The 17,475-nt window shown below is 71.7% G+C and carries 14 protein-coding genes; 3 read left to right on the plus strand and 11 right to left on the minus strand.

What is annotated here, in order from left to right; translation table 11 throughout:
* Positions 1 to 55: 55 nt before the first annotated feature.
* The 5 genes from cimA to ureA form a co-directional block, all read right to left on the minus strand.
* The gene (gene cimA, locus ABZV34_RS00455) at positions 56 to 1,660 is read right to left on the minus strand and encodes a citramalate synthase (RefSeq protein WP_356270022.1); all 1,605 of its coding nucleotides are present in this window, start codon (positions 1,658 to 1,660) and stop codon (positions 56 to 58) included.
* A 372-nt stretch (positions 1,661 to 2,032) separates the two neighbouring features.
* Positions 2,033 to 2,569 (minus strand): TetR/AcrR family transcriptional regulator, encoded by a 537-nt coding sequence (locus ABZV34_RS00460; RefSeq protein ID WP_356270679.1) that lies wholly within the window; start codon positions 2,567 to 2,569, stop codon positions 2,033 to 2,035.
* A gap of 197 nt (positions 2,570 to 2,766) precedes the next feature.
* Positions 2,767 to 3,804, minus strand: a complete 1,038-nt coding sequence (locus ABZV34_RS00465; RefSeq protein ID WP_356270024.1) for an agmatine deiminase family protein — start codon at positions 3,802 to 3,804, stop codon at positions 2,767 to 2,769.
* An 11-nt stretch (positions 3,805 to 3,815) separates the two neighbouring features.
* The gene (locus ABZV34_RS00470) at positions 3,816 to 5,486 is read right to left on the minus strand and encodes an urease subunit alpha (RefSeq protein ID WP_356270026.1); all 1,671 of its coding nucleotides are present in this window, start codon (positions 5,484 to 5,486) and stop codon (positions 3,816 to 3,818) included.
* Positions 5,483 to 6,181, minus strand: coding sequence for an urease subunit gamma (gene ureA, locus ABZV34_RS00475; protein WP_356270028.1), 699 nt, complete (start codon positions 6,179 to 6,181; stop codon positions 5,483 to 5,485). Before ureA ends, ABZV34_RS00470 begins: the two co-directional genes overlap by 4 nt.
* Positions 6,182 to 6,345: 164 nt before the next feature.
* On the opposite strand from ureA, the gene ABZV34_RS00480 reads away from it, so the two are divergent.
* A complete protein-coding gene (locus tag ABZV34_RS00480; RefSeq protein ID WP_356270030.1) occupies positions 6,346 to 7,779 on the plus strand; it encodes a cytosine permease in 1,434 nt (477 codons plus the stop codon).
* Between the two features lie 166 nt (positions 7,780 to 7,945).
* Here the strand turns inward: ABZV34_RS00480 and ABZV34_RS00485 are convergent, their stop codons facing one another.
* Both ABZV34_RS00485 and ABZV34_RS00490 read right to left on the minus strand, forming a co-directional pair.
* Positions 7,946 to 9,052 (minus strand): branched-chain amino acid aminotransferase, encoded by a 1,107-nt coding sequence (locus ABZV34_RS00485; RefSeq protein WP_356270032.1) that lies wholly within the window; start codon positions 9,050 to 9,052, stop codon positions 7,946 to 7,948.
* 274 nt (positions 9,053 to 9,326) lie between these two features.
* Positions 9,327 to 10,370 (minus strand): 3-isopropylmalate dehydrogenase, encoded by a 1,044-nt coding sequence (locus ABZV34_RS00490; protein ID WP_356270033.1) that lies wholly within the window; start codon positions 10,368 to 10,370, stop codon positions 9,327 to 9,329.
* A 143-nt stretch (positions 10,371 to 10,513) separates the two neighbouring features.
* Here ABZV34_RS00490 and ABZV34_RS00495 point away from each other — a divergent pair, with 143 nt between their 5' ends.
* On the plus strand, positions 10,514 to 12,079 hold the full coding sequence (locus ABZV34_RS00495) for a metallophosphoesterase family protein (RefSeq protein WP_356270035.1): 1,566 nt from the start codon (positions 10,514 to 10,516) through the stop codon (positions 12,077 to 12,079).
* A gap of 134 nt (positions 12,080 to 12,213) precedes the next feature.
* Here the strand turns inward: ABZV34_RS00495 and ABZV34_RS00500 are convergent, their stop codons facing one another.
* The 4 genes from ABZV34_RS00500 to ABZV34_RS00515 all read right to left on the minus strand — a co-directional run bounded on the left by ABZV34_RS00500 (position 12,214) and on the right by ABZV34_RS00515 (position 16,002).
* A complete protein-coding gene (locus tag ABZV34_RS00500; protein WP_095852449.1) occupies positions 12,214 to 12,342 on the minus strand; it encodes a hypothetical protein in 129 nt (42 codons plus the stop codon).
* A gap of 325 nt (positions 12,343 to 12,667) precedes the next feature.
* Positions 12,668 to 13,234, minus strand: coding sequence for a GNAT family N-acetyltransferase (locus tag ABZV34_RS00505; RefSeq protein WP_356270037.1), 567 nt, complete (start codon positions 13,232 to 13,234; stop codon positions 12,668 to 12,670).
* A gap of 172 nt (positions 13,235 to 13,406) precedes the next feature.
* A complete protein-coding gene (pruA, locus tag ABZV34_RS00510; RefSeq protein ID WP_356270039.1) occupies positions 13,407 to 15,038 on the minus strand; it encodes an L-glutamate gamma-semialdehyde dehydrogenase in 1,632 nt (543 codons plus the stop codon).
* A gap of 37 nt (positions 15,039 to 15,075) precedes the next feature.
* Positions 15,076 to 16,002, minus strand: a complete 927-nt coding sequence (locus ABZV34_RS00515; RefSeq protein ID WP_356270041.1) for a proline dehydrogenase family protein — start codon at positions 16,000 to 16,002, stop codon at positions 15,076 to 15,078.
* A 166-nt stretch (positions 16,003 to 16,168) separates the two neighbouring features.
* On the opposite strand from ABZV34_RS00515, the gene ABZV34_RS00520 reads away from it, so the two are divergent.
* On the plus strand, positions 16,169 to 17,464 hold the full coding sequence (locus ABZV34_RS00520) for a helix-turn-helix domain-containing protein (RefSeq protein ID WP_356270043.1): 1,296 nt from the start codon (positions 16,169 to 16,171) through the stop codon (positions 17,462 to 17,464).
* Positions 17,465 to 17,475 lie beyond the last annotated feature (11 nt).

Genomic DNA, 17,475 nt, shown 5'->3' on the forward strand with positions numbered 1-17,475 from the left:
GGGTCCCCGGCGAGGTCTTCACACCTCGCCGGGGGGCCGTGCCCGGCCGCTCGCGCTACGCGGCCGGTTCCACTCCCGCCCGCAGCAGCCCGTAGGTGCACGCGTCCTCCAGTGCCTGCCAGGAGGCGGCGATGACGTTCTCCCCGACGCCGACCGTGGACCACTCGCCCGCACCGTCGGAGGTGGAGATGAGCACGCGGGTGGTGGAGGACGTTCCGTGCTTGCCCTCCAGGATGCGCACCTTGTAGTCGACGAGTTGCAGCGTGGCGAGCTGGGGGTAGATCTTCTCGAGCGCGACCCGCAGCGCGCGGTCGAGGGCGTTGACGGGACCGTTGCCCTCGGCGGTGGCGACGATGCGCTCGCCCTTGGCGAAGAGTTTGACCGTGGCCTCGTTGGCGTGGGTGCCGTCGGGGCGGTCCTCGACGATGGCCCGCCAGGACTCGACCTCGAAGTACGTGCGGGCCCTGCCCTCGGCCTCCGCGCGCAGCAGGAGCTCGAAGGACGCGTCGGCCGCCTCGTACGTGTAACCCCTGAGCTCGCGTTCCTTGACCCGCTGGACGACCCGGCCGACCAGTTCGCGGTCGCCGCCGAGGTCGATGCCGAGTTCCTTGCCCTTGAGCTCGATGGAGGCGCGGCCCGCCATGTCGGAGACCAGCATCCGCATGGTGTTGCCGACCTGCTCGGGGTCGATGTGCTGGTAGAGGTCCGGGTCGACCTTGATCGCGGAAGCGTGCAGACCGGCCTTGTGCGCGAACGCGGAAACACCCACATAGGGCTGGTGCGTCGAAGGCGTCAGATTGACCACCTCCGCGATCGCGTGCGAGATCCTCGTCATCTCCCGCAGCGCGCCCTCGGGCAGCACCTGCTTGCCGTACTTCAGCTCCAGGGCCGCCACCACCGGGAACAGGTTCGAGTTGCCGACCCGCTCGCCGTAGCCGTTCGCCGTGCACTGCACGTGCGTCGCGCCCGCGTCGACGGCGGCCAGCGTGTTGGCGACCGCGCAGCCCGTGTCGTCCTGGGCGTGCATGCCGAGCCGGGCCCCGGTGTCGGCGAGGACGGTGGCGACGACCGCCTGGACCTGGGCCGGGAGCATGCCGCCGTTGGTGTCGCAGAGCACGACCACGTCGGCGCCCGCCTCGGTGGCGGCCCGGACGACCGCCTTCGCGTACGCGGGGTTCGCGCGGTAGCCGTCGAAGAAGTGCTCGCAGTCGACGAAGACGCGCCGGCCCTGCGAGCGCAGGTAGGAGACGGTGTCGCGGACCATCTCCAGGTTCTCGTCCAGGGTCGTGCGCAGCGCGAGCTCGACATGGCGGTCGTGGGACTTGGCCACCAGCGTGATCACCGGGGCGCCGGAGTCCAGCAGCGCCTTGACCTGCTGGTCCTCGCTCGCCTTCGCTCCCGCCCGGCGGGTGGCGCCGAAGGCCACGAGCTGGGCGTGCTTGAAGTCGATCTCCTGCCGGGCGCGGGCGAAGAACTCGGTGTCCCGCGGGTTGGCGCCGGGCCAGCCGCCCTCGATGAAGCCCACCCCGAAGTCGTCCAGGTGCCGTGCGATGGCCAGCTTGTCCGCCACGGTGAGGTTGATGCCCTCACGCTGCGCGCCGTCGCGCAGGGTCGTGTCGAAGACGTGGAACGAATCGTCGAGCTCACTGGTGTCGGTCATGGTGTCTGGCTCCTGTGTTGGATCTCGGTCTGTACCGGAATGACCGGCTCCACCGTCCCCCAATGATCCCTCGCGCTCCCTTCCCGGCTTGTGGTGGGCCAGGAAAACGAAAAACCTCTCGCGGGTGCGAGAGGTCTGCGCGCGGGTCGAGGACGACGGTGCCCGCCCGTACGTGGTGGTACGTGGCGGTCACTGCGGACCGGCGCGCCTGCTGCCCATAATCATGGCGAACGAGAGCACGGGGGCAGTCTGGCACAGCGCCGCTCACGGGCCCAGATCGTCTCAGGATGCGAGCGGTTCGTCCGTTTTCGAGGGCGGCTTCCGGCCATGGCCGTCCGGGGCCGCACGGGCCCGGCCTGTCCCGGCCCGTGCTCAGCCGAGCGATTCGTCCAGGAACTCCCTCACGTGGCCGAGGGTCCGCTCCCGGTCGGTGCCGCGCAGGCCGATCGCCACGTGGATGGAGAAGCCGTCGAGCAGGGCCCGCAGCCGGGCGGCGAAGCGGTCCGGGTCGACCTGGCGGAACTCGCCGCGCGAGACGCCCTCGGCGATCAGGGCCACCAGGTCCCGGTGCCAGGCCCCCTCGATCGCGACCTGCCGCTCACGCGCGTCCTCGCCGGCGTTCTGCGAGTGGTTCCAGACCTCCAGCCAGAGCGTCCAGTGGGGGTCGCGGTGGCCGTCGGGGACGTACAGACCGACGTACGCGTCCAGGCGGCCGCGGGCGGTGCCCCGCGCGGCGAGCAGCCGGCCGCGCTCGGCACCGAGCCGGCCCTCGCTCCACTCCAGCGTCTGCAGCAGCAGTTCGTCCTTGGAGCGGAAGTAGTAGAGGAGGTGGCCGCTGCTCATCCCGACCTCGCGGCCGAGCGCCGCCATGGTGAGCTTCTCCAGGCCGCGCTCGGCGATCATGCCCATCGCCGCCCCGAGGACCTCCTCACGGGGCGGTGCGGTGTTGCGGCGACGGGTCACGGGGCGGCCTCCACGATCTCCGTACCGTCCGGGGCCCGGCCGGCCCCGGTGGTCACCTCGGCCTGGCGAGGGCGGCGCCGGCACACGGCACAGAGCAGTACATTCACCCGTACGTTCTACCCGACCCTCGCTCGCGCGAGTTCTCAGGCCCTCGGCTGCTGCTGTGTGATGCAGTGGATACCGCCCCCACCTGCGAAGATCGTACGGGCGTCCACCAGGGTCACCGTCCGCTCGGGGAACAGTTCGCGGAAGATCCCGGCCGCGGTCTCGTCACGCGGGTCGTCGAAGCCGCACAGCACGACACCGCCGTTGCAGAGGTAGTGGTTGATGTAGGAGTAGTCCGCCCAGTGTCCGTCGGCCTCCAGGACGGTCGGGGCCGGGACCTCGACGACCTCCAGGGGGCGGCCGCGCGCGTCGGTCTGCGCCCTCAGCAGCCCGATGACCTCCTTCGTCACCTCGTGGTCGGGGTGCGCGGGATCCGGCTGGTGGTGCGCGACGACGACTCCGGGGCGGGCGAAGGCGGCCACGATGTCGACGTGTCCGAGCGTGCCGAAGCCGTACGGGGGGTAGTCGCCGGTCAGTCCGCGCGGCAGCCAGATCGCCTTGCGGGTGCCGAGGTGGGCGTGGATCTCCGCCTCGACCCGCTCGCGCGTCCAGTCCGGGTTGCGCTCCGCGCCCAGGTGCACGGTCTCGGTGAGCAGCACGGTCCCCTCGCCGTCCACGTGGATCGCGCCGCCCTCGTTGACCAGCCGCGAGGCGTACGTCCGCGCGCCGGCGAGGTCCGAGACGTACGCGCCGATCTTGGCGTCGTGCTCCCAGCGCGCCCACTCCTGGGCACCCCAGCCGTTGAACGTCCAGTCGACGGCGGCCAGTCCGCCCTTCCCGTCGGTGAGGAAGGTGGGGCCGATGTCACGCATCCAGGCGTCGTCGAGTTCCCGTTCGACGGTGTCGACGCCGGGGCCGAGAAGCTCGGCGGCCTCCCGTGACTGCCCCGGCCCGCAGACGACGGTGACCGGTTCGAAGCGGCGGACCGCGCGCGCCACGGACGCCCAGGCGGCCCGCGCCCGCGCGAGGCCGTCGGGGTCGTCGAAGGTGGGGTTCGGGCCCGGCCACGCCATCCAGGTGCGCTCGTGCGCGTCCCACTCGGCGGGCATCCGGAAGCCGTCGGAGGCAGGGGTCATGACGGGCACCTTCACAGGAAGTAGAGGCGGTTGAGGGATACGGAGTCGGCGGCCTCGGAGCGCAGCGGCTCGCCGTCCAGGGTGACCAGGCCGGTGCGCTGGTCGACGTCGACGGCTCCGGTACGGGAGTTGAGGCGCAGGTCGGCGGGGCCGATCCCGCGCGTGCCGCGCACGGCGACCCTGCGCCGGCGCGTCGGCATCCGGTCGTTGCCCTGGTCGAGGGCCGCCTGTGCGACGAAGGCCACCGAGATCTCGGCGGGCGTCGCACCGTGCGCGCCGAACTGCGGTCCCAGGACGAGGGGTTCGCAGGTGTCGGTGGCGGCGTTCGGGTCGCCGACGACGCCGTACGCCGGGAACCCGGACTTCAGGACCAGTTGCGGCTTGGCGCCGAAGAACTCGGGGCGCCACAGCACGATGTCGGCGAGCTTGCCGACCTCGATGGAGCCGACCTCGTGCGCGAGCCCGTGGGCGATGGCCGGGTTGATGGTGAGCTTGGCCATGTACCGCAGGACGCGTGCGTTGTCGTGGTCCTCCGGGGCGCCGAACTCGGTCTTCATCTTTCCGGCCATCGCGAAGGTCCGGCGCACGGTCTCGCCCGCACGGCCCATGCCCTGCGCGTCCGACGACGTGATGCCGATCGCGCCCAGGTCGTGCAGCACGTCCTCGGCGCCCATGGTCCCGGCGCGGATCCGGTCGCGCGCCATGGCGGCGTCGCCGGGCAGGTCGGTCTTGAGGTCGTGGACGGAGACGATCATGCCGTAGTGCTCGGCGACCGCGTCCCGGCCGAAGGGCAGGGTGGGGTTGGTGGAGGAGCCGATGACGTTCGCGACACCCGCCATCTTCAGGACGTTCGGCACGTGACCGCCGCCGCAGCCCTCGATGTGGAAGGCGTGGATCGTCCGGCCGTCCAGCACCCGCAGGGTGTCCTCGACCGAGAGGCATTCGTTCAGCCCGTCGCTGTGCAGCGCGACCTGGACGTCGTGCTCCTCGGCGACGCGCAGCGCGGTGTCGAGGGCGCGGGTGTGGGCGCCCATGTCCTCGTGGACCTTGAAGCCGCTCGCGCCGCCCTCGGCGAGGGCCTCGACCAGGGGCGCGTCGGACGAGGACGAACCCCGGCCCAGGAAGCCGATGTTGACCGGCCAGGCGTCGAACGCGGAGAAGGCGTGCCGCAGCGCCCAGGGCGAGTTGACGCCGACTCCCCACACCGGCCCGAACTCCTGGCCGATGACGGTGGTGACGCCGGAGGCGAGCGAGGCCTCCATGATGCGCGGCGACAGCAGGTGGACGTGGGTGTCGACGGCTCCGGCGGTGGCGATCAGCCCCTCGCCGGACACGATGGACGTGCCCGTGCCCACCACGACGTCGACCCCGTCGAGGGTGTCCGGGTTCCCGGCCCGGCCGATCGAGCAGATCCGCCCCTCACGGATGCCGATGGAGACCTTCCGGATCCCCTGCGCCGCGTCGATCACCACCACGTTGCTGATCACGACGTCGCAGGTGTCACGGACGGCGGCGGCCTTGAGGTGCAGTCCGTCGCGGGCGGTCTTGCCGAAACCGGCGAGGAACTCGTCGCCGTGCCGCTGGGAGTCCGACTCGACGCGGATGGTCAGCCCCGAGTCGCCGAGGCGGACGCGGTCGCCCGCGCGGGGGCCGTGGGTGGCGGCGTACTCGTACGGATTCATCGTTCGTCCCCTTCCGCTTCGTCGGCGCCGAGGTATCCGCAGGCGGCTGCCCGGCGCAGGGCTTCCTCCCGGGCTCCGGGCGCGTCCAGCGGACCGTCCACGAGCCCGGCGAACCCGATCGCGACCCGCGCTCCGCCGATCGGGCGCAGGCCGACCTCGGCACTCTCCCCGGGGCCGAAGCGGACCGACGAACCGGCGGGGACGGCGAGCCGCATCCCGTAGGCCGTCGCCCGGGGGAAGTCGAGCCGGGGGTTCGCCTCGAAGAAGTGGAAGTGCGAGGTGACGGAGACGGGCACGGTGGCGGTGTTGGTGACCGTCAGCCGCACGTCGGCCTCGGGCTCGGTGTGCGCGGGACCCGGCAGCAGGGCGCCCGGCCCCTCCTCCCCCAGTCCCGGGCCGAGGGGGTCGCTCACCACGGCGAGCCGGGACCCGTCGTCGAAGACGGCCTCGACGTGCACCTCGGTGACGATGTCGGCGACACCCGGCAGCACGTCGTCCGGGCCGAGCACGGACCGGGCCGCCTCGATGGCCTCGGCGAGCCGGCGCCCGTCCCGGGCCGCCTCGCACACGGTGTCCGCGATGAGCGCGGTCGCCTCGGGGACGTTGAGCCGAAGACCGCGGGCCCGGCGGGCCCGGGCCAGCTCGGCCGCGCCGAAGAGCAGCAGCCGGTCACGTTCCGTGGGGGTCAGTCTCACGACGCGGCACCTCCTTGCCTTCCACTGGTTAGAACATCACTCTAAACAACTGAGAGGCAAGAGGGAAACATTGACAGGCAGAGGGGCATTGACGGGCACACCTGGGAAGCGACACATTGAACGTCGCTCTAAATAACCGGGCGGCGGATCGAAGGAGACCAGCCATGCCGATAGAACAGCGCGGAGTCGACACCATCCCCGACGAGGAGCGGACCAGCGGTCCGCGCGACCTCGTCTCGATCCTGCTCGGCTCCAACCTCTGTCTCGGCGTGATCATCTTCGGCTGGCTGCCGCCGTCCTTCGGGCTCGACTGGTGGTCCTCGGTGAGCTCGATCGTGGCCGGCACGGTGATCGGCACGGCGCTCACCGCTCCCCTGGCGCTGGTCTCGCTGCGCACCGCGACCAACCTCTCCACCTCCTCCGGCGCCCAGTTCGGGGTCCGCGGGCGGCTGGTCGGCTCGGTCGTCGGACTGCTGCTCGCCCTCGGCTACACCGCGCTGACCGTGTGGATCGGCGGCGATGTGATGATCGGCGTCCTGCACCGGCTGTTCGGACTGCCGGTGGACGGCCTCGCCTACGCCGTCGTCTACGCGCTCCTGGCCGCCGCCACCGTCGCGGGCGCGGTCTACGGCTACCGGGTGCTGCTCGCCATGTCCCGTGTCCTCGCGGTGGGCATGACCGCGCTGCTCGCCCTCGGCGTCCTCGCGTACGCGCCGCACTTCACCACCGCCGCGCTCCCGGAGGCGGGCGGCTACCTGCTCGGCTCGTTCTGGCCGACCTGGCTGCTCGCGGCGGTCGCGGCGGGCCTGTCCGGGCCCATCGCGTTCATCACCCTGCTCGGCGACTACACCCGGTACATCTCCCCGTCCCGGCACTCCTCGCGCAGGGTCCTGCACGCCACCTGGCTGGGGCTGATCGCCGGGCTGCTCGTCCCCCAGCTCTTCGGGACCTTCACGGCGTACGCGGCCCGTGCCGCCCTCGACTACGCGGGACCGCTGGTCTCCGCCTCCCCCGCCTGGTACCTGGTCCCGCTCCTGCTCACCGCCTCCGCGGGCTCGGTCGGCAACGCGGGACTGATGCTCTACTCGATGGGCCTGGACCTGGACGCGATCCTGCCGCGGGCCTCACGCGCCCGGGCCACCCTCACGGTCGCCGTCGTCGCCACCGTCTGTGTCTTCGTCGGCCACTACGCCTGGAACGCGCAGTCCGCGATGACGTCCTTCGTCCTTCTCCTGACGGCCATCGGCACCCCGTGGGCGGTCATCACCCTCATCGGCTTCGCCCGGAGCCGCGGAATCTACGACCCGGACGCCCTCCAGGTCTTCAACCGCCGCTCCCGGGGCGGGATCTACTGGTACCGCGCCGGCTGGAACGTCCGGGCGACGGTCTCCTGGGTCCTCGGCGCCTCCGTCGGCCTGCTCGCCGTGTCCCTCCCCTCCTACGAGGGACCACTGCTGTCGCTCACCGGCGGGGTGGACTGCAGCTTCGTGCTGTCGGGGCTGGTGGGGGGTGTCGCGTACCTGAGCCTTCCGGCCGGGCGGGTGTCGGACCCGGTCGGGGCCGGACCGGAACCGGTGCGTGCCGAGAGCGGGCTCTAGACCCCGCCGCGGGCCGCGTCCGCCTGCTCGCGACGTCCGCCACGCGCGCCCCGGCCCCGGCCGGACCCCCGGACCGCCGGTCCTGACGCCCCGGAAGGAGCGCCGGGACCGGCGGTCCGGGGGTCCGGGACCCGTGAGCACGACGGGCGCACTCCGGGCGCCGGGTCTAGCCCAGCGGGTGCATCCAGCCGTGCCGGTCCTCGCTGATGCCGCGCTGGATGTCGAGGAGCGCCTCGCGCAGTTTCATGGTGACCTCGCCGGGCTCGCCGCCGGACTGCTTCCACTCCGCGCCGGTGCGCTTGACCGTGCCGACGGGGGTGATGACCGCCGCGGTGCCGCAGGCGAAGACCTCGGTCAGCGTGCCGTTCTCGGCGTCACGCTGCCACTGGTCGATGGAGACGCGGCCCTCACGGGACTCGTAGCCGAGGTCGCGGGCCACGGTGAGCAGGGAGTCGCGGGTGACGCCCTCCAGGATGGAACCGGTCAGCGAGGGGGTGACGATCACCGGCTTCTCACCGGACGCGCCGCCGTACACGAAGTACAGGTTCATGCCGCCGAGCTCCTCGATCCACTGGTGCTCGACCGCGTCGAGGTAGCAGACCTGGTCGCAGCCCTTGGCGGCGGCCTCGGCCTGCGCGAGCAGCGAGGCGGCGTAGTTGCCGCCGGTCTTGGCGTCGCCCATGCCGCCGGGGACGGCGCGCACGCGGTCCTCGGAGAGCCAGATGGACACGGGCTTCACGCCACCGGGGAAGTAGGCGCCGGCCGGGGAGGCGATGACCAGGAACAGGTACTCGTTGGCGGGCTTCACTCCGAGGCCGACCTCGGTCGCGATCATGAACGGGCGGAGGTAGAGGGACTCCTCGCCGCCGTGCCGCGGCACCCAGGCCCTGTCCTGCTGGACCAGCACGTCGCAGGCCTCGATGAACGTCTCCACGGGGAGTTCCGGCATGCCGAGGCGACGGGCGGAGGCCTGGAAGCGGCGGGCGTTCTTGTCCGGGCGGAAGGTGGCGACGGAGCCGTCGGGCTGACGGTAGGCCTTGAGACCCTCGAAGATCTCCTGCGCGTAGTGCAGGGTCATGTTCGCCGGGTCGAGGGAGAGCGGGCCGTACGGGACGAGCTGACCGTCGTGCCAGCCGCGGCCCTCGGTCCACTTGATCGTCACCATGTGGTCGGTGAAGTGGCGGCCGAACCCGGGGCTGGTGAGAAGCGCCTCGCGCTCCGCATCCGAGCGGGGCTGCGAGGAGGGCTTGAGCTCGATCGTGGGCGTCGTCATGAGTGGTTGTCCTTCACCGGTTGTGTGTGACGGGCCGCGCTCACGCCTGTACTGCCCGTGGCCAGTGCTAGGACGTCCGAGCATTCCCTCATTCAGCGGCTCCGCGTTCGATTATCGCGCGAGTATCGCGCGCTCGGGGCCGTGGACGAAAACGGGGTGAATGCGGCCCATGGGGTTGCCCAGGGGTTGATGGTGGCACCCGGCGAGGGCATAAGAAAAGCCGCCGGGCGCGGTGGCGACCCGGCGGCTGCTTCGTTGGGGTGAGCGCGCGGGGTCAGCCGGCTACTCGTACGGCGAGCGCGTCGCCGATCTCCTCGGTGCTCCGGGCGGGCCGCCCGACGCGCTCGGCGAGGTCGGCGGCGACGGCGTCCTCGATGCGGGCGGCCTCGGGCTCGTAGCCGAGATGGCGCAGCAGGAGGGCGACGGACAGGACGGTGGCGCTGGGGTCGGCCTTGCCCTGGCCCGCGATGTCGGGCGCCGAGCCGTGCACGGGCTCGAACATCGAGGGGAACTCGCCGCTCGGGTTGATGTTGCCGGAGGCGGCGACGCCGATGCCGCCGGAGACGGCCGCCGCGAGGTCGGTGATGATGTCGCCGAAGAGGTTGTCGGTGACGATCACGTCGAAGCGCTCGGGCTGCGTGACGAGGTAGATCGTCGCCGCGTCCACGTGCATGTACTCGGTGGTGACCTCGGGGAACTCCTCGGCCACCTTGTTGAAGACGTTCGTCCACAGGTGACCGGCGAAGGTCAGCACGTTGTTCTTGTGGATGAGCGCCAGCTTCTTGCGCGGACGGGCCTGGGCGCGGGCGAAGGCGTCGCGGACGACGCGCTCGACGCCGAAGGCCGTGTTGACGGAGACCTCGGTGGCGACCTCGTGCTCGGTGCCCTTGCGGATGGTGCCGCCGTTGCCCGTGTACGGGCCCTCGGTGCCCTCGCGGACCACCACGAAGTCGATCTCGGGCTGGCCGGCCAGCGGGGTGGCGACCCCGGGGAGCAGCTTCGAGGGGCGCAGGTTGACGTGGTGGTCGAAGGCGAAGCGCAGCTTGAGCAGGAAGCCCCGCTCCAGGACGCCGGACGGGACCGAGGGGTCACCGATCGCGCCGAGCAGGATCGCGTCGTGCTGCTTCAGGGCGTCGAGGTCGGCCTCGGTGAGGGTCTCACCGGTGGCGTGGTACCTCCGGGCGCCGAAGTCGAAGTCCTTGGTCTCCAGCTTCACATCCTGCGGAAGGACGGCGGAGAGCACCTTCAGCCCCTGGGCCACGACCTCCTGGCCGATGCCGTCACCGGGGATCACTGCGAGATTGATGCTGCGAGACATGAGGGAACCGTACCCCCCTGTCCCATGGGATGACACGGTGTGTCCGCCATACGGACGAGCCGGTGTCCCCGCACGCCAACCCGTCACCCTGTGTTCACCCGTATGTGTGACGCCCGTTGGGACTCGCTGGGAAGTTCTCAAACATGGACACTCCCGACGTCGGTATCCCCGAGCAGCTCGCGCGCGGTATGAGCATGGCCGAGCAGCACGAGTACCTGCGGACGAAGCTCACCCGGCGCCGCGCGCTGACCGCGGCGAGCGCCTTCGCAGGGGGTGGGCTGCTGGCCGGCTGCGCGTCCGGTCCGACGAGCCCGCCGCGGGCGTCGGTCCCGAGGACGGGCTCCGCCACCGGGCAGGTGCACGGTTCCGCCGTCGCTCCCTTCGGCCGTCATCTCGCCTTCGGCGCGGACCCGAAGACCCAGATGCGGATCTCCTGGCAGGTGCCCCTGGCGGTCCGGAAGCCGTACGTGCGGGTGGGGCTGACGCCCGGGGGGCTGAGCCGGAGGATCGAGGCGGAGGTCCGTGACCTGCACACGCCGGGCCTCACCGGGCAGCGGTTCGCACTGGACCAGTACTACCTGCACGCGGCGCTGGACAACCTGCGGCCCGGCACGACGTACTACTACGGAGTCGGCCACGAGGGGTTCGACCCCGCGTCACGGGAGCGGCACTCCACGGTCGGCTCCTTCCGTACCGCGCCCGCGCGTCCGGAGAAGTTCGTCTTCACCGCCTTCGGCGATCAGGGCGTCACCCCCGACGCGCTCGCCAACGACAAGGTGCTGCTCGGCCGGCATCCGGCCTTCCATCTGCACGCGGGCGACATCTGCTACGCGGATTCGGTGGGCCTCGGCGCGAAGTCCGACGTCTACGAACCCAGCGCCTGGGACCTGTTCCTCAGGCAGACCGAGTCGGTGGCGAAGTCGGTGCCGTGGATGGTGACGACCGGCAACCACGACATGGAGGCCTGGTACTCGTCGAACGGGTACGGCGGCCAGTCGGCACGCTGGTCCCTCCCGGACAACGGCTTCGACGCCCGCCGTGCGCCGGGCGTGTACTCCTTCACGTACGGCAACGTCGGGATCGTGGCGCTGGACGCGAACGACGTGTCGTACGAGATCCCCGCCAACAAGGGCTACTCGGACGGCCGGCAGACGGCCTGGCTCGACAAGCGGCTCGGTGAACTGCGCGGGAGCGTCGACTTCGTGGTGGTCTTCTTCCACCACTGCGCCTACTCGACCTCGACGCACGCCTCCGACGGCGGCGTGCGGGACGCCTGGCTCCCGCTGTTCGCCGAACACCAGGTGGACCTGGTGATCAACGGGCACAACCACGTGTACGAGCGCACCGACGCGATCAAGGACGGCGGGGTGGGCAGGCCGGTGCCGGTCGGCGCGTCGACCGATCCGACCCGGGACGGGATCGTGTACGTCACGGCGGGCGGGGCGGGCAAGAGTCTGTACCGCTTCCCCGCGGGGGTGAAGGACAGCTACGAGGGGAAGGCCGCACGCCACGAGCCCGTCCAGACCTTCCACTGGACGGAGTCGCGGCAGCAGCGGCACGACACCGTGGAGTGGTCGCGCGTGCGCTACACCGGGTACTCCTTCCTCTCGGTGGAGGCGGAGACCGGCGCGACGCCGAAGCTCAAGGTGTCGGCGCTCGCCCAGAACGGCGAACGGATCGACTACTTCGAGGTGCGGCGCGGAGCGTGACCCCGCGCCGCACCTCGTCCGGGTGCGGCTCCCGGCTCAGGGGACGGACTGCTCACAGGGCCGCGCGGGACCAGGTGGCGGGTCCGGGCGCGGCCCGAAGGGGACGGATCGACGGAAACGGACGGGGGCGGGCCTCAGTGGCCCGTCTCACCGCCGTTGTCCCTGCGGTCCAGGGCTCGCTGGAGGGCGGCTGCCGCGTTCTTGCGGTCGGACTCACTCGAACGGGAAACGTGACGGACTCGGCGGACGGTCGTCTCGGCCATGATGAATCGACTCCTTAGCCTCCGGAGGACCCGGGACGGGCGGCCGGAAGTGCGGTGAGGGATTACGAGACGCCGGAAGGGGCGGGGAGCGGTGCCGCAGGGGTTGCCTGCCAGGGGCGCCGGCTCAGGACCGCCATTCGCTTGGTCTAGCGAGACGTTCGGCTCCTACAAACGTAAGCGAGGACGGAGCATCTGTCTCCACAATTACTCGGACTTCCTACTATCTGAGACGGCGGATCCGGCCACCCGGGCCTGACCAGCGCCGACGGTCCGCTCGGCATCACCCGCCGCGGGGAGGACGTCGGGGGACGCGCCCGGACCGCGGTCACAGCACGTCCCCCTCCCGCCAGTCGAAGACCAGCTCGTGGGCCGGGTCGAGGGCGCCGCGCAGAGGGCGGCCGGGGGTGACCGCGGTGACGACGGGCCGTACGAAGGTGCTGCCCTCCTCCTCCGGCAGGCGCACCACACCTCCCGGCCCCAGGGCGCAGATCCGGCCCGGCCAGCGCTGCCAGCCGCGGGCGGCGTACAGGGGGCCGCCCTCCTCGCTCGCGGAGAGCGCGCCCAGCGTGTACGAGCCCTCGATCACCCGCTCCAGGGCCGCCATGACCCGGCCGCCATGACCCTGCCTGCGTACGTCGGCCCGGACGCCCACGGCCTCCACGTAGCCGACCCGCAGCGAGCGGCCGCGGTGCAGCACCCGGCGCTGGATCACGGAGCCGTGGCCCGCGAGGCCCTTGTCGTCGTGCACGAGGGCGTGGATGCCCCCGAGGCCGTGGTCCCAGTCCTCGTCTGCGAAGTCCCCGCCGAAGGCGTCGTCCAGGAAGGCGCGGACCGCGTGGAGTTCGGCGGGCGCGAGGTCCGCGGTGTGGGCGGTCCGCAGTCGGGTGGCCATCCGCCCAGTATCCCGGCACCCTCCGTGGCCGTCGATCTCCTCGCGCGCCGGGCCGCCGGCCGGTGCGGGAGCCGCGGGGCGGCCGCTACGGCGCCGGCCGCGAGGACGCGCGCGGGCCGGGCGGCCGCCCTGATCGGCGACCGCCCGGCCCGCGTCGGACTGCCCGTGGGTGTCAGCCCATGTGGGGGTACGTGTAGTCGGTCGGCGGGACCAGCGTCTCCTTGATGGCGCGGGTCAGCGTCCAGCGCATCAGGTTCTGCGGGGCGCCCGCCTTGTCGTTGGTGCCGGAGGCGCGGCCGCCGCCGAAGGGCTGCTGGCCGACGACGGCGCCGGTCGACTTGTCGTTGATGTAGAAGTTGCCCGCGGCGTAGCGGAGCTTCTCCATCGTGTACGCGGCGGCCGCGCGGTCGCCCGAGACGACCGAGCCGGTCAGCGCGTAGTCGGAGGCCGACTCCATCTGGGTCAGCATCGCGTCGTACGCGTCGTCCTCGTAGACGTGCACGGCGAGGAACGGGCCGAAGTACTCCGTCTTGAAGACCTCGTTCTCCGGGTCCGAGCACTCGACGACCGTGGGGCGCACGAAGTAGCCGACCGAGTCGTCGTACGAGCCGCCCGCGACGATCGTGCAGGCCGGGTCGGACTTCGCCCGGTCGATCGCCGCCTTGTTCTTGGCGAACGACCGCTCGTCGATGACCGCGCCGATGAAGTGCGACAGGTCGGTGACGTCGCCCATGGTCAGGCCGTCGATCTCGGCCGCGAACTCCTCCTTGAAACCGGAGTTCCAGATCGACGCCGGGATGTAGGCGCGGGAGGTCGCGGAGCACTTCTGGCCCTGGTACTCGAAGGCACCGCGGGTCAGGGCCGTCTTGAGGATCGCGCGGTCGGCCGAAGGGTGGGCGACCACGAAGTCCTTGCCGCCGGTCTCGCCCACCAGGCGCGGGTACGAGCGGTACTTCTCGATGTTGCCGCCGACCGTCTTCCACAGGTACTGGAAGGTCTTGGTCGAACCGGTGAAGTGGATGCCCGCGAGGTCGCGGTGCTCCAGCGCCACCTCGGAGACCTCGATGCCGTCACCGGTGACGAGGTTGATGACGCCCTTGGGCAGGCCCGCCTCCTCCAGGAGCCGCATCAGCAGCACGGCGGAGTGGGTCTGGGTCGGGGACGGCTTCCAGACGACGACGTTGCCCATCAGCGCGGGGGCCGTCGGCAGGTTGCCCGCGATCGCCGTGAAGTTGAAGGGCGTGATCGCGTAGACGAAGCCCTCGAGCGGGCGGTGGTCGAGGCGGTTCCAGACGCCCGGCGAGTTGGCCGGGGGCTGCTCGGCGAGGATCTGCCGGGCGTAGGCGACGTTGAAGCGCCAGAAGTCGACCAGTTCGCAGGGGCAGTCGATCTCGGCCTGCTGGGCGGTCTTCGACTGGCCGAGCATCGTGGAGGCCGCGAGGGTCTCGCGCCAGGGACCGGCCAGCAGTTCGGCCGCGCGCAGGATGATCGCGGCGCGGTCGTCGAAGGACATCGCGCGCCAGGCGGGCGCCGCCGCGAGGGCCGCGTCGACGGCGTCCTGGGCGTCGGCCCGGGTGGCGTGGGCGCCGGTGCCGATGACGGCCTTGTGGTTGTGCGGCTGCACGACCTCGAAGCGCTCACCGCCACCGAGCCGCTTCTCGCCGCCGATGGTCATCGACAGCTCGATCGGGTTCTCGGCCAGCTCCTTGAGCCTGGCCTCCAGCCGGGCGCGCTCCGGCGAGCCCGGGGCGTAGCCGTGCACCGGCTCGTTGACGGGGGTGGGGACCTGGGTCACAGCGTCCATAAGTTCCGTAACTCCTTGAGTCGAGCGGGTTTCGGTCTCAGCCCTTGGTCAGGATCGAGCGCGCGAAGAAGAGCAGGTTGGCGGGCTTCTCCGCGAGGCGGCGCATGAAGTAGCCGTACCAGTCGGTGCCGTACGCGGTGTAGACCCGCATGCGGTGGCCCTCGGCGGCGAGCCGCAGGTGCTCCTCGCCGCGGATGCCGTAGAGCATCTGGAACTCGTACTCGTCGAGCTTGCGGCCGGCCTTGCGCGCCAGCTCCTGGGCGATGGAGATCAGGCGCGGGTCGTGGGACCCGATCATCGGGTAGCCCTCGCCCTCCATGAGGATGCGCAGAATGCGGACGTACGCCTTGTCGGTCTCGGCCTTGTCCTGGTACGCGACCTCGGCGGGCTCCTTGTAGGCGCCCTTCACGAGCCGTACGCGGCTGCCGTTCGCGGCGAGGCGCCGGGCGTCGGCCTCGGTGCGGAACAGGTAGGCCTGGATGACGCAGCCGGTCGCGGGGAAGTCCTTCCGCAGCTCCTCGTGGATGGCGAACATCGAGTCGAGGGTGGTGTGGTCCTCGGCGTCCAGCGTGACCGTGGTGCCGATGGCGGCCGCGGCCTCGACCACCGGGCGGACGTTGGCGAGCGCCAGTTCGTGGCCGCCCTCCAGCGCCTGGCCGAACATCGAGAGCTTGACGGACATCTCGGCCTTGGTGCCGAGGTCCAGCTCCCTGAGGTGCTCGATGAGGTCCAGGTAGGCGTCGCGGGCGGCGAAGGCCTGTTCGCGCGTGGTGATGTCCTCGCCGACGACGTCCAGGGTGACCGCGAGCCCCTTGGCGACGGCGTCCTGGACGACCGGGACGACCTGGTCGACGCTCTCACCGGCGATGAAGCGGGCGACCACCTGCTTGGTGCCGGGGGCCGCCGACACGAGACGGCGCATGCGGTCGCTGCGCGACGCGGCGAGAATCACGGGACCCAGCACGGGCACCTCCACGGAAAGTACGGACGGCCGCGAACCCTCGCACAACAGGCGGGGACGGCACGGGGAACCACCGTGAAACCTAGGGATCCCCCCGATCCTCGGCCATCGACAGCTGTCACGCATCCGTGCCCTGGATCTCAGACATCTGTATGAAGGTTCCCGGGTGATGGAGGAGAATGCCCGTGTGACGGGTGATTTCAAGGCGGGCAGAACGGCCGGCGGCGGCGAGTACCAGGAGCTCGTCGACGAGATCTCGGCACTGCTCGACGCTCCCGCGACCCTGGAGAACCGGGACTTCGAGCTGATCGCCTTCGCCGCGTACGGGAGTGACGGCGACGACGACTTCGACGCGGCCGCCCTCGACCCCGTCCGCACCCGCTCGATCCTCACCCGCCGCTCCACTCCGGCGGTCCGCGCCTGGTTCGAGGGCTTCGGCATCGCCCGGGCCACGGACCCGGTCCGTATTCCGCCGACCCCGGAGGCGGGGGTCTACCGGGGACGCGTCTGCCTGCCCGTACGCCATCGGGGTGTCGTGCTGGGATACGTGTGGCTCCTGGACGACGACCCGGGACCGGCGCAGGAGCGGCTGGACGCCGCCATGGGGGTCGCCTCCCGTATCGGCGCGCTGCTCGCGGACGAGGCGCAGGCTGGCGCGGACCTGACCCGCGAACTGCGGGCCGTGCTCACCGCCGAACGGGGCTGGCAGCGGGACATGGCCGTGGCCGAGCTGCGCGCGGCTCTCGGCCCGCGCGGTGAAGGCCTGCACACGCTGGTGTGCGTCGCGCCCTGGCCCTCGGCCGACCCGGACGACGCGCCGTCGGCCCGTACGGTGCCGGGTGCGACCGCCCTGTGCACGGTGCCGTGGAGCGGCCGCGCCTCCGCCACCGCCTCCACCGCTGCCGTCTCCGAAGGGGCGGAGCCCGGCTGGAGCCTCGCGCTGCTGGTCCGGCTGCGCTCGCCCGAGGTGCTGACGCCGGCGCTGACGGCGGCCGTCCGGTTCGTACGGGAGGCGGAGGGGGAGCGCGCGGGAGGCGCCGGGGTCTCGGGAGCACGGGCGGCGGCCGGGGTCGCCGGGGCGCGGGTGGGGCTCGCGGAGCTGGGGGCCGGCTGGCAGGAGGCGTCCGCCGCCGCCCGCGCGGTCCTCGCCGAGCCCCGCCTCGGCCCGGTCGCCGAGTGGTCGTCGATCGGTCCGTACCGCCTCCTCACCACTCTCCCTCCCGAGGCCGCCAGGGACCCCGCCGTCCACACCCTCCTCTCCCCCGCCCACCACGAACTCGCCCGCACCGCGGAGGTGTTCCTCGACTGCGCGGGCCAGGCCGGGCGCACCGCGGCCGAGCTGGGCATCCACCGGCAGACGCTCTACTACCGCCTCTCCCGCGTCGAACAGCTGACGGGACTCGACCTGGACGACGGCGAGGACCGTCTGCTGCTGCACATGGCGCTCAAGGCGGCGCGGCTGTGAGGAGCGCGGAG

This window comes from Streptomyces sp. NPDC005195, assembly GCF_040608315.1.
GTDB classification, from domain to species: domain Bacteria; phylum Actinomycetota; class Actinomycetes; order Streptomycetales; family Streptomycetaceae; genus Streptomyces; species Streptomyces kaempferi.

Coding starts and splice junctions, on each gene's coding strand:
- cimA (WP_356270022.1), bottom strand. CDS start 1,660: ATGACCGACACCAGTGAGCTCGACGATTCGTTCCACGTCTTCGACACG.
- ABZV34_RS00460 (WP_356270679.1), bottom strand. CDS start 2,569: ATGGGCATGATCGCCGAGCGCGGCCTGGAGAAGCTCACCATGGCGGCG.
- ABZV34_RS00465 (WP_356270024.1), bottom strand. CDS start 3,804: ATGACCCCTGCCTCCGACGGCTTCCGGATGCCCGCCGAGTGGGACGCG.
- ABZV34_RS00470 (WP_356270026.1), bottom strand. CDS start 5,486: ATGAATCCGTACGAGTACGCCGCCACCCACGGCCCCCGCGCGGGCGAC.
- ABZV34_RS00480 (WP_356270030.1), top strand. CDS start 6,346: ATGCCGATAGAACAGCGCGGAGTCGACACCATCCCCGACGAGGAGCGG.
- ABZV34_RS00485 (WP_356270032.1), bottom strand. CDS start 9,052: ATGACGACGCCCACGATCGAGCTCAAGCCCTCCTCGCAGCCCCGCTCG.
- ABZV34_RS00490 (WP_356270033.1), bottom strand. CDS start 10,370: ATGTCTCGCAGCATCAATCTCGCAGTGATCCCCGGTGACGGCATCGGC.
- ABZV34_RS00495 (WP_356270035.1), top strand. CDS start 10,514: ATGGACACTCCCGACGTCGGTATCCCCGAGCAGCTCGCGCGCGGTATG.
- ABZV34_RS00500 (WP_095852449.1), bottom strand. CDS start 12,342: ATGGCCGAGACGACCGTCCGCCGAGTCCGTCACGTTTCCCGTTCGAGT.
- ABZV34_RS00505 (WP_356270037.1), bottom strand. CDS start 13,234: ATGGCCACCCGACTGCGGACCGCCCACACCGCGGACCTCGCGCCCGCC.
- pruA (WP_356270039.1), bottom strand. CDS start 15,038: ATGGACGCTGTGACCCAGGTCCCCACCCCCGTCAACGAGCCGGTGCAC.
- ABZV34_RS00520 (WP_356270043.1), top strand. CDS start 16,169: ATGGAGGAGAATGCCCGTGTGACGGGTGATTTCAAGGCGGGCAGAACG.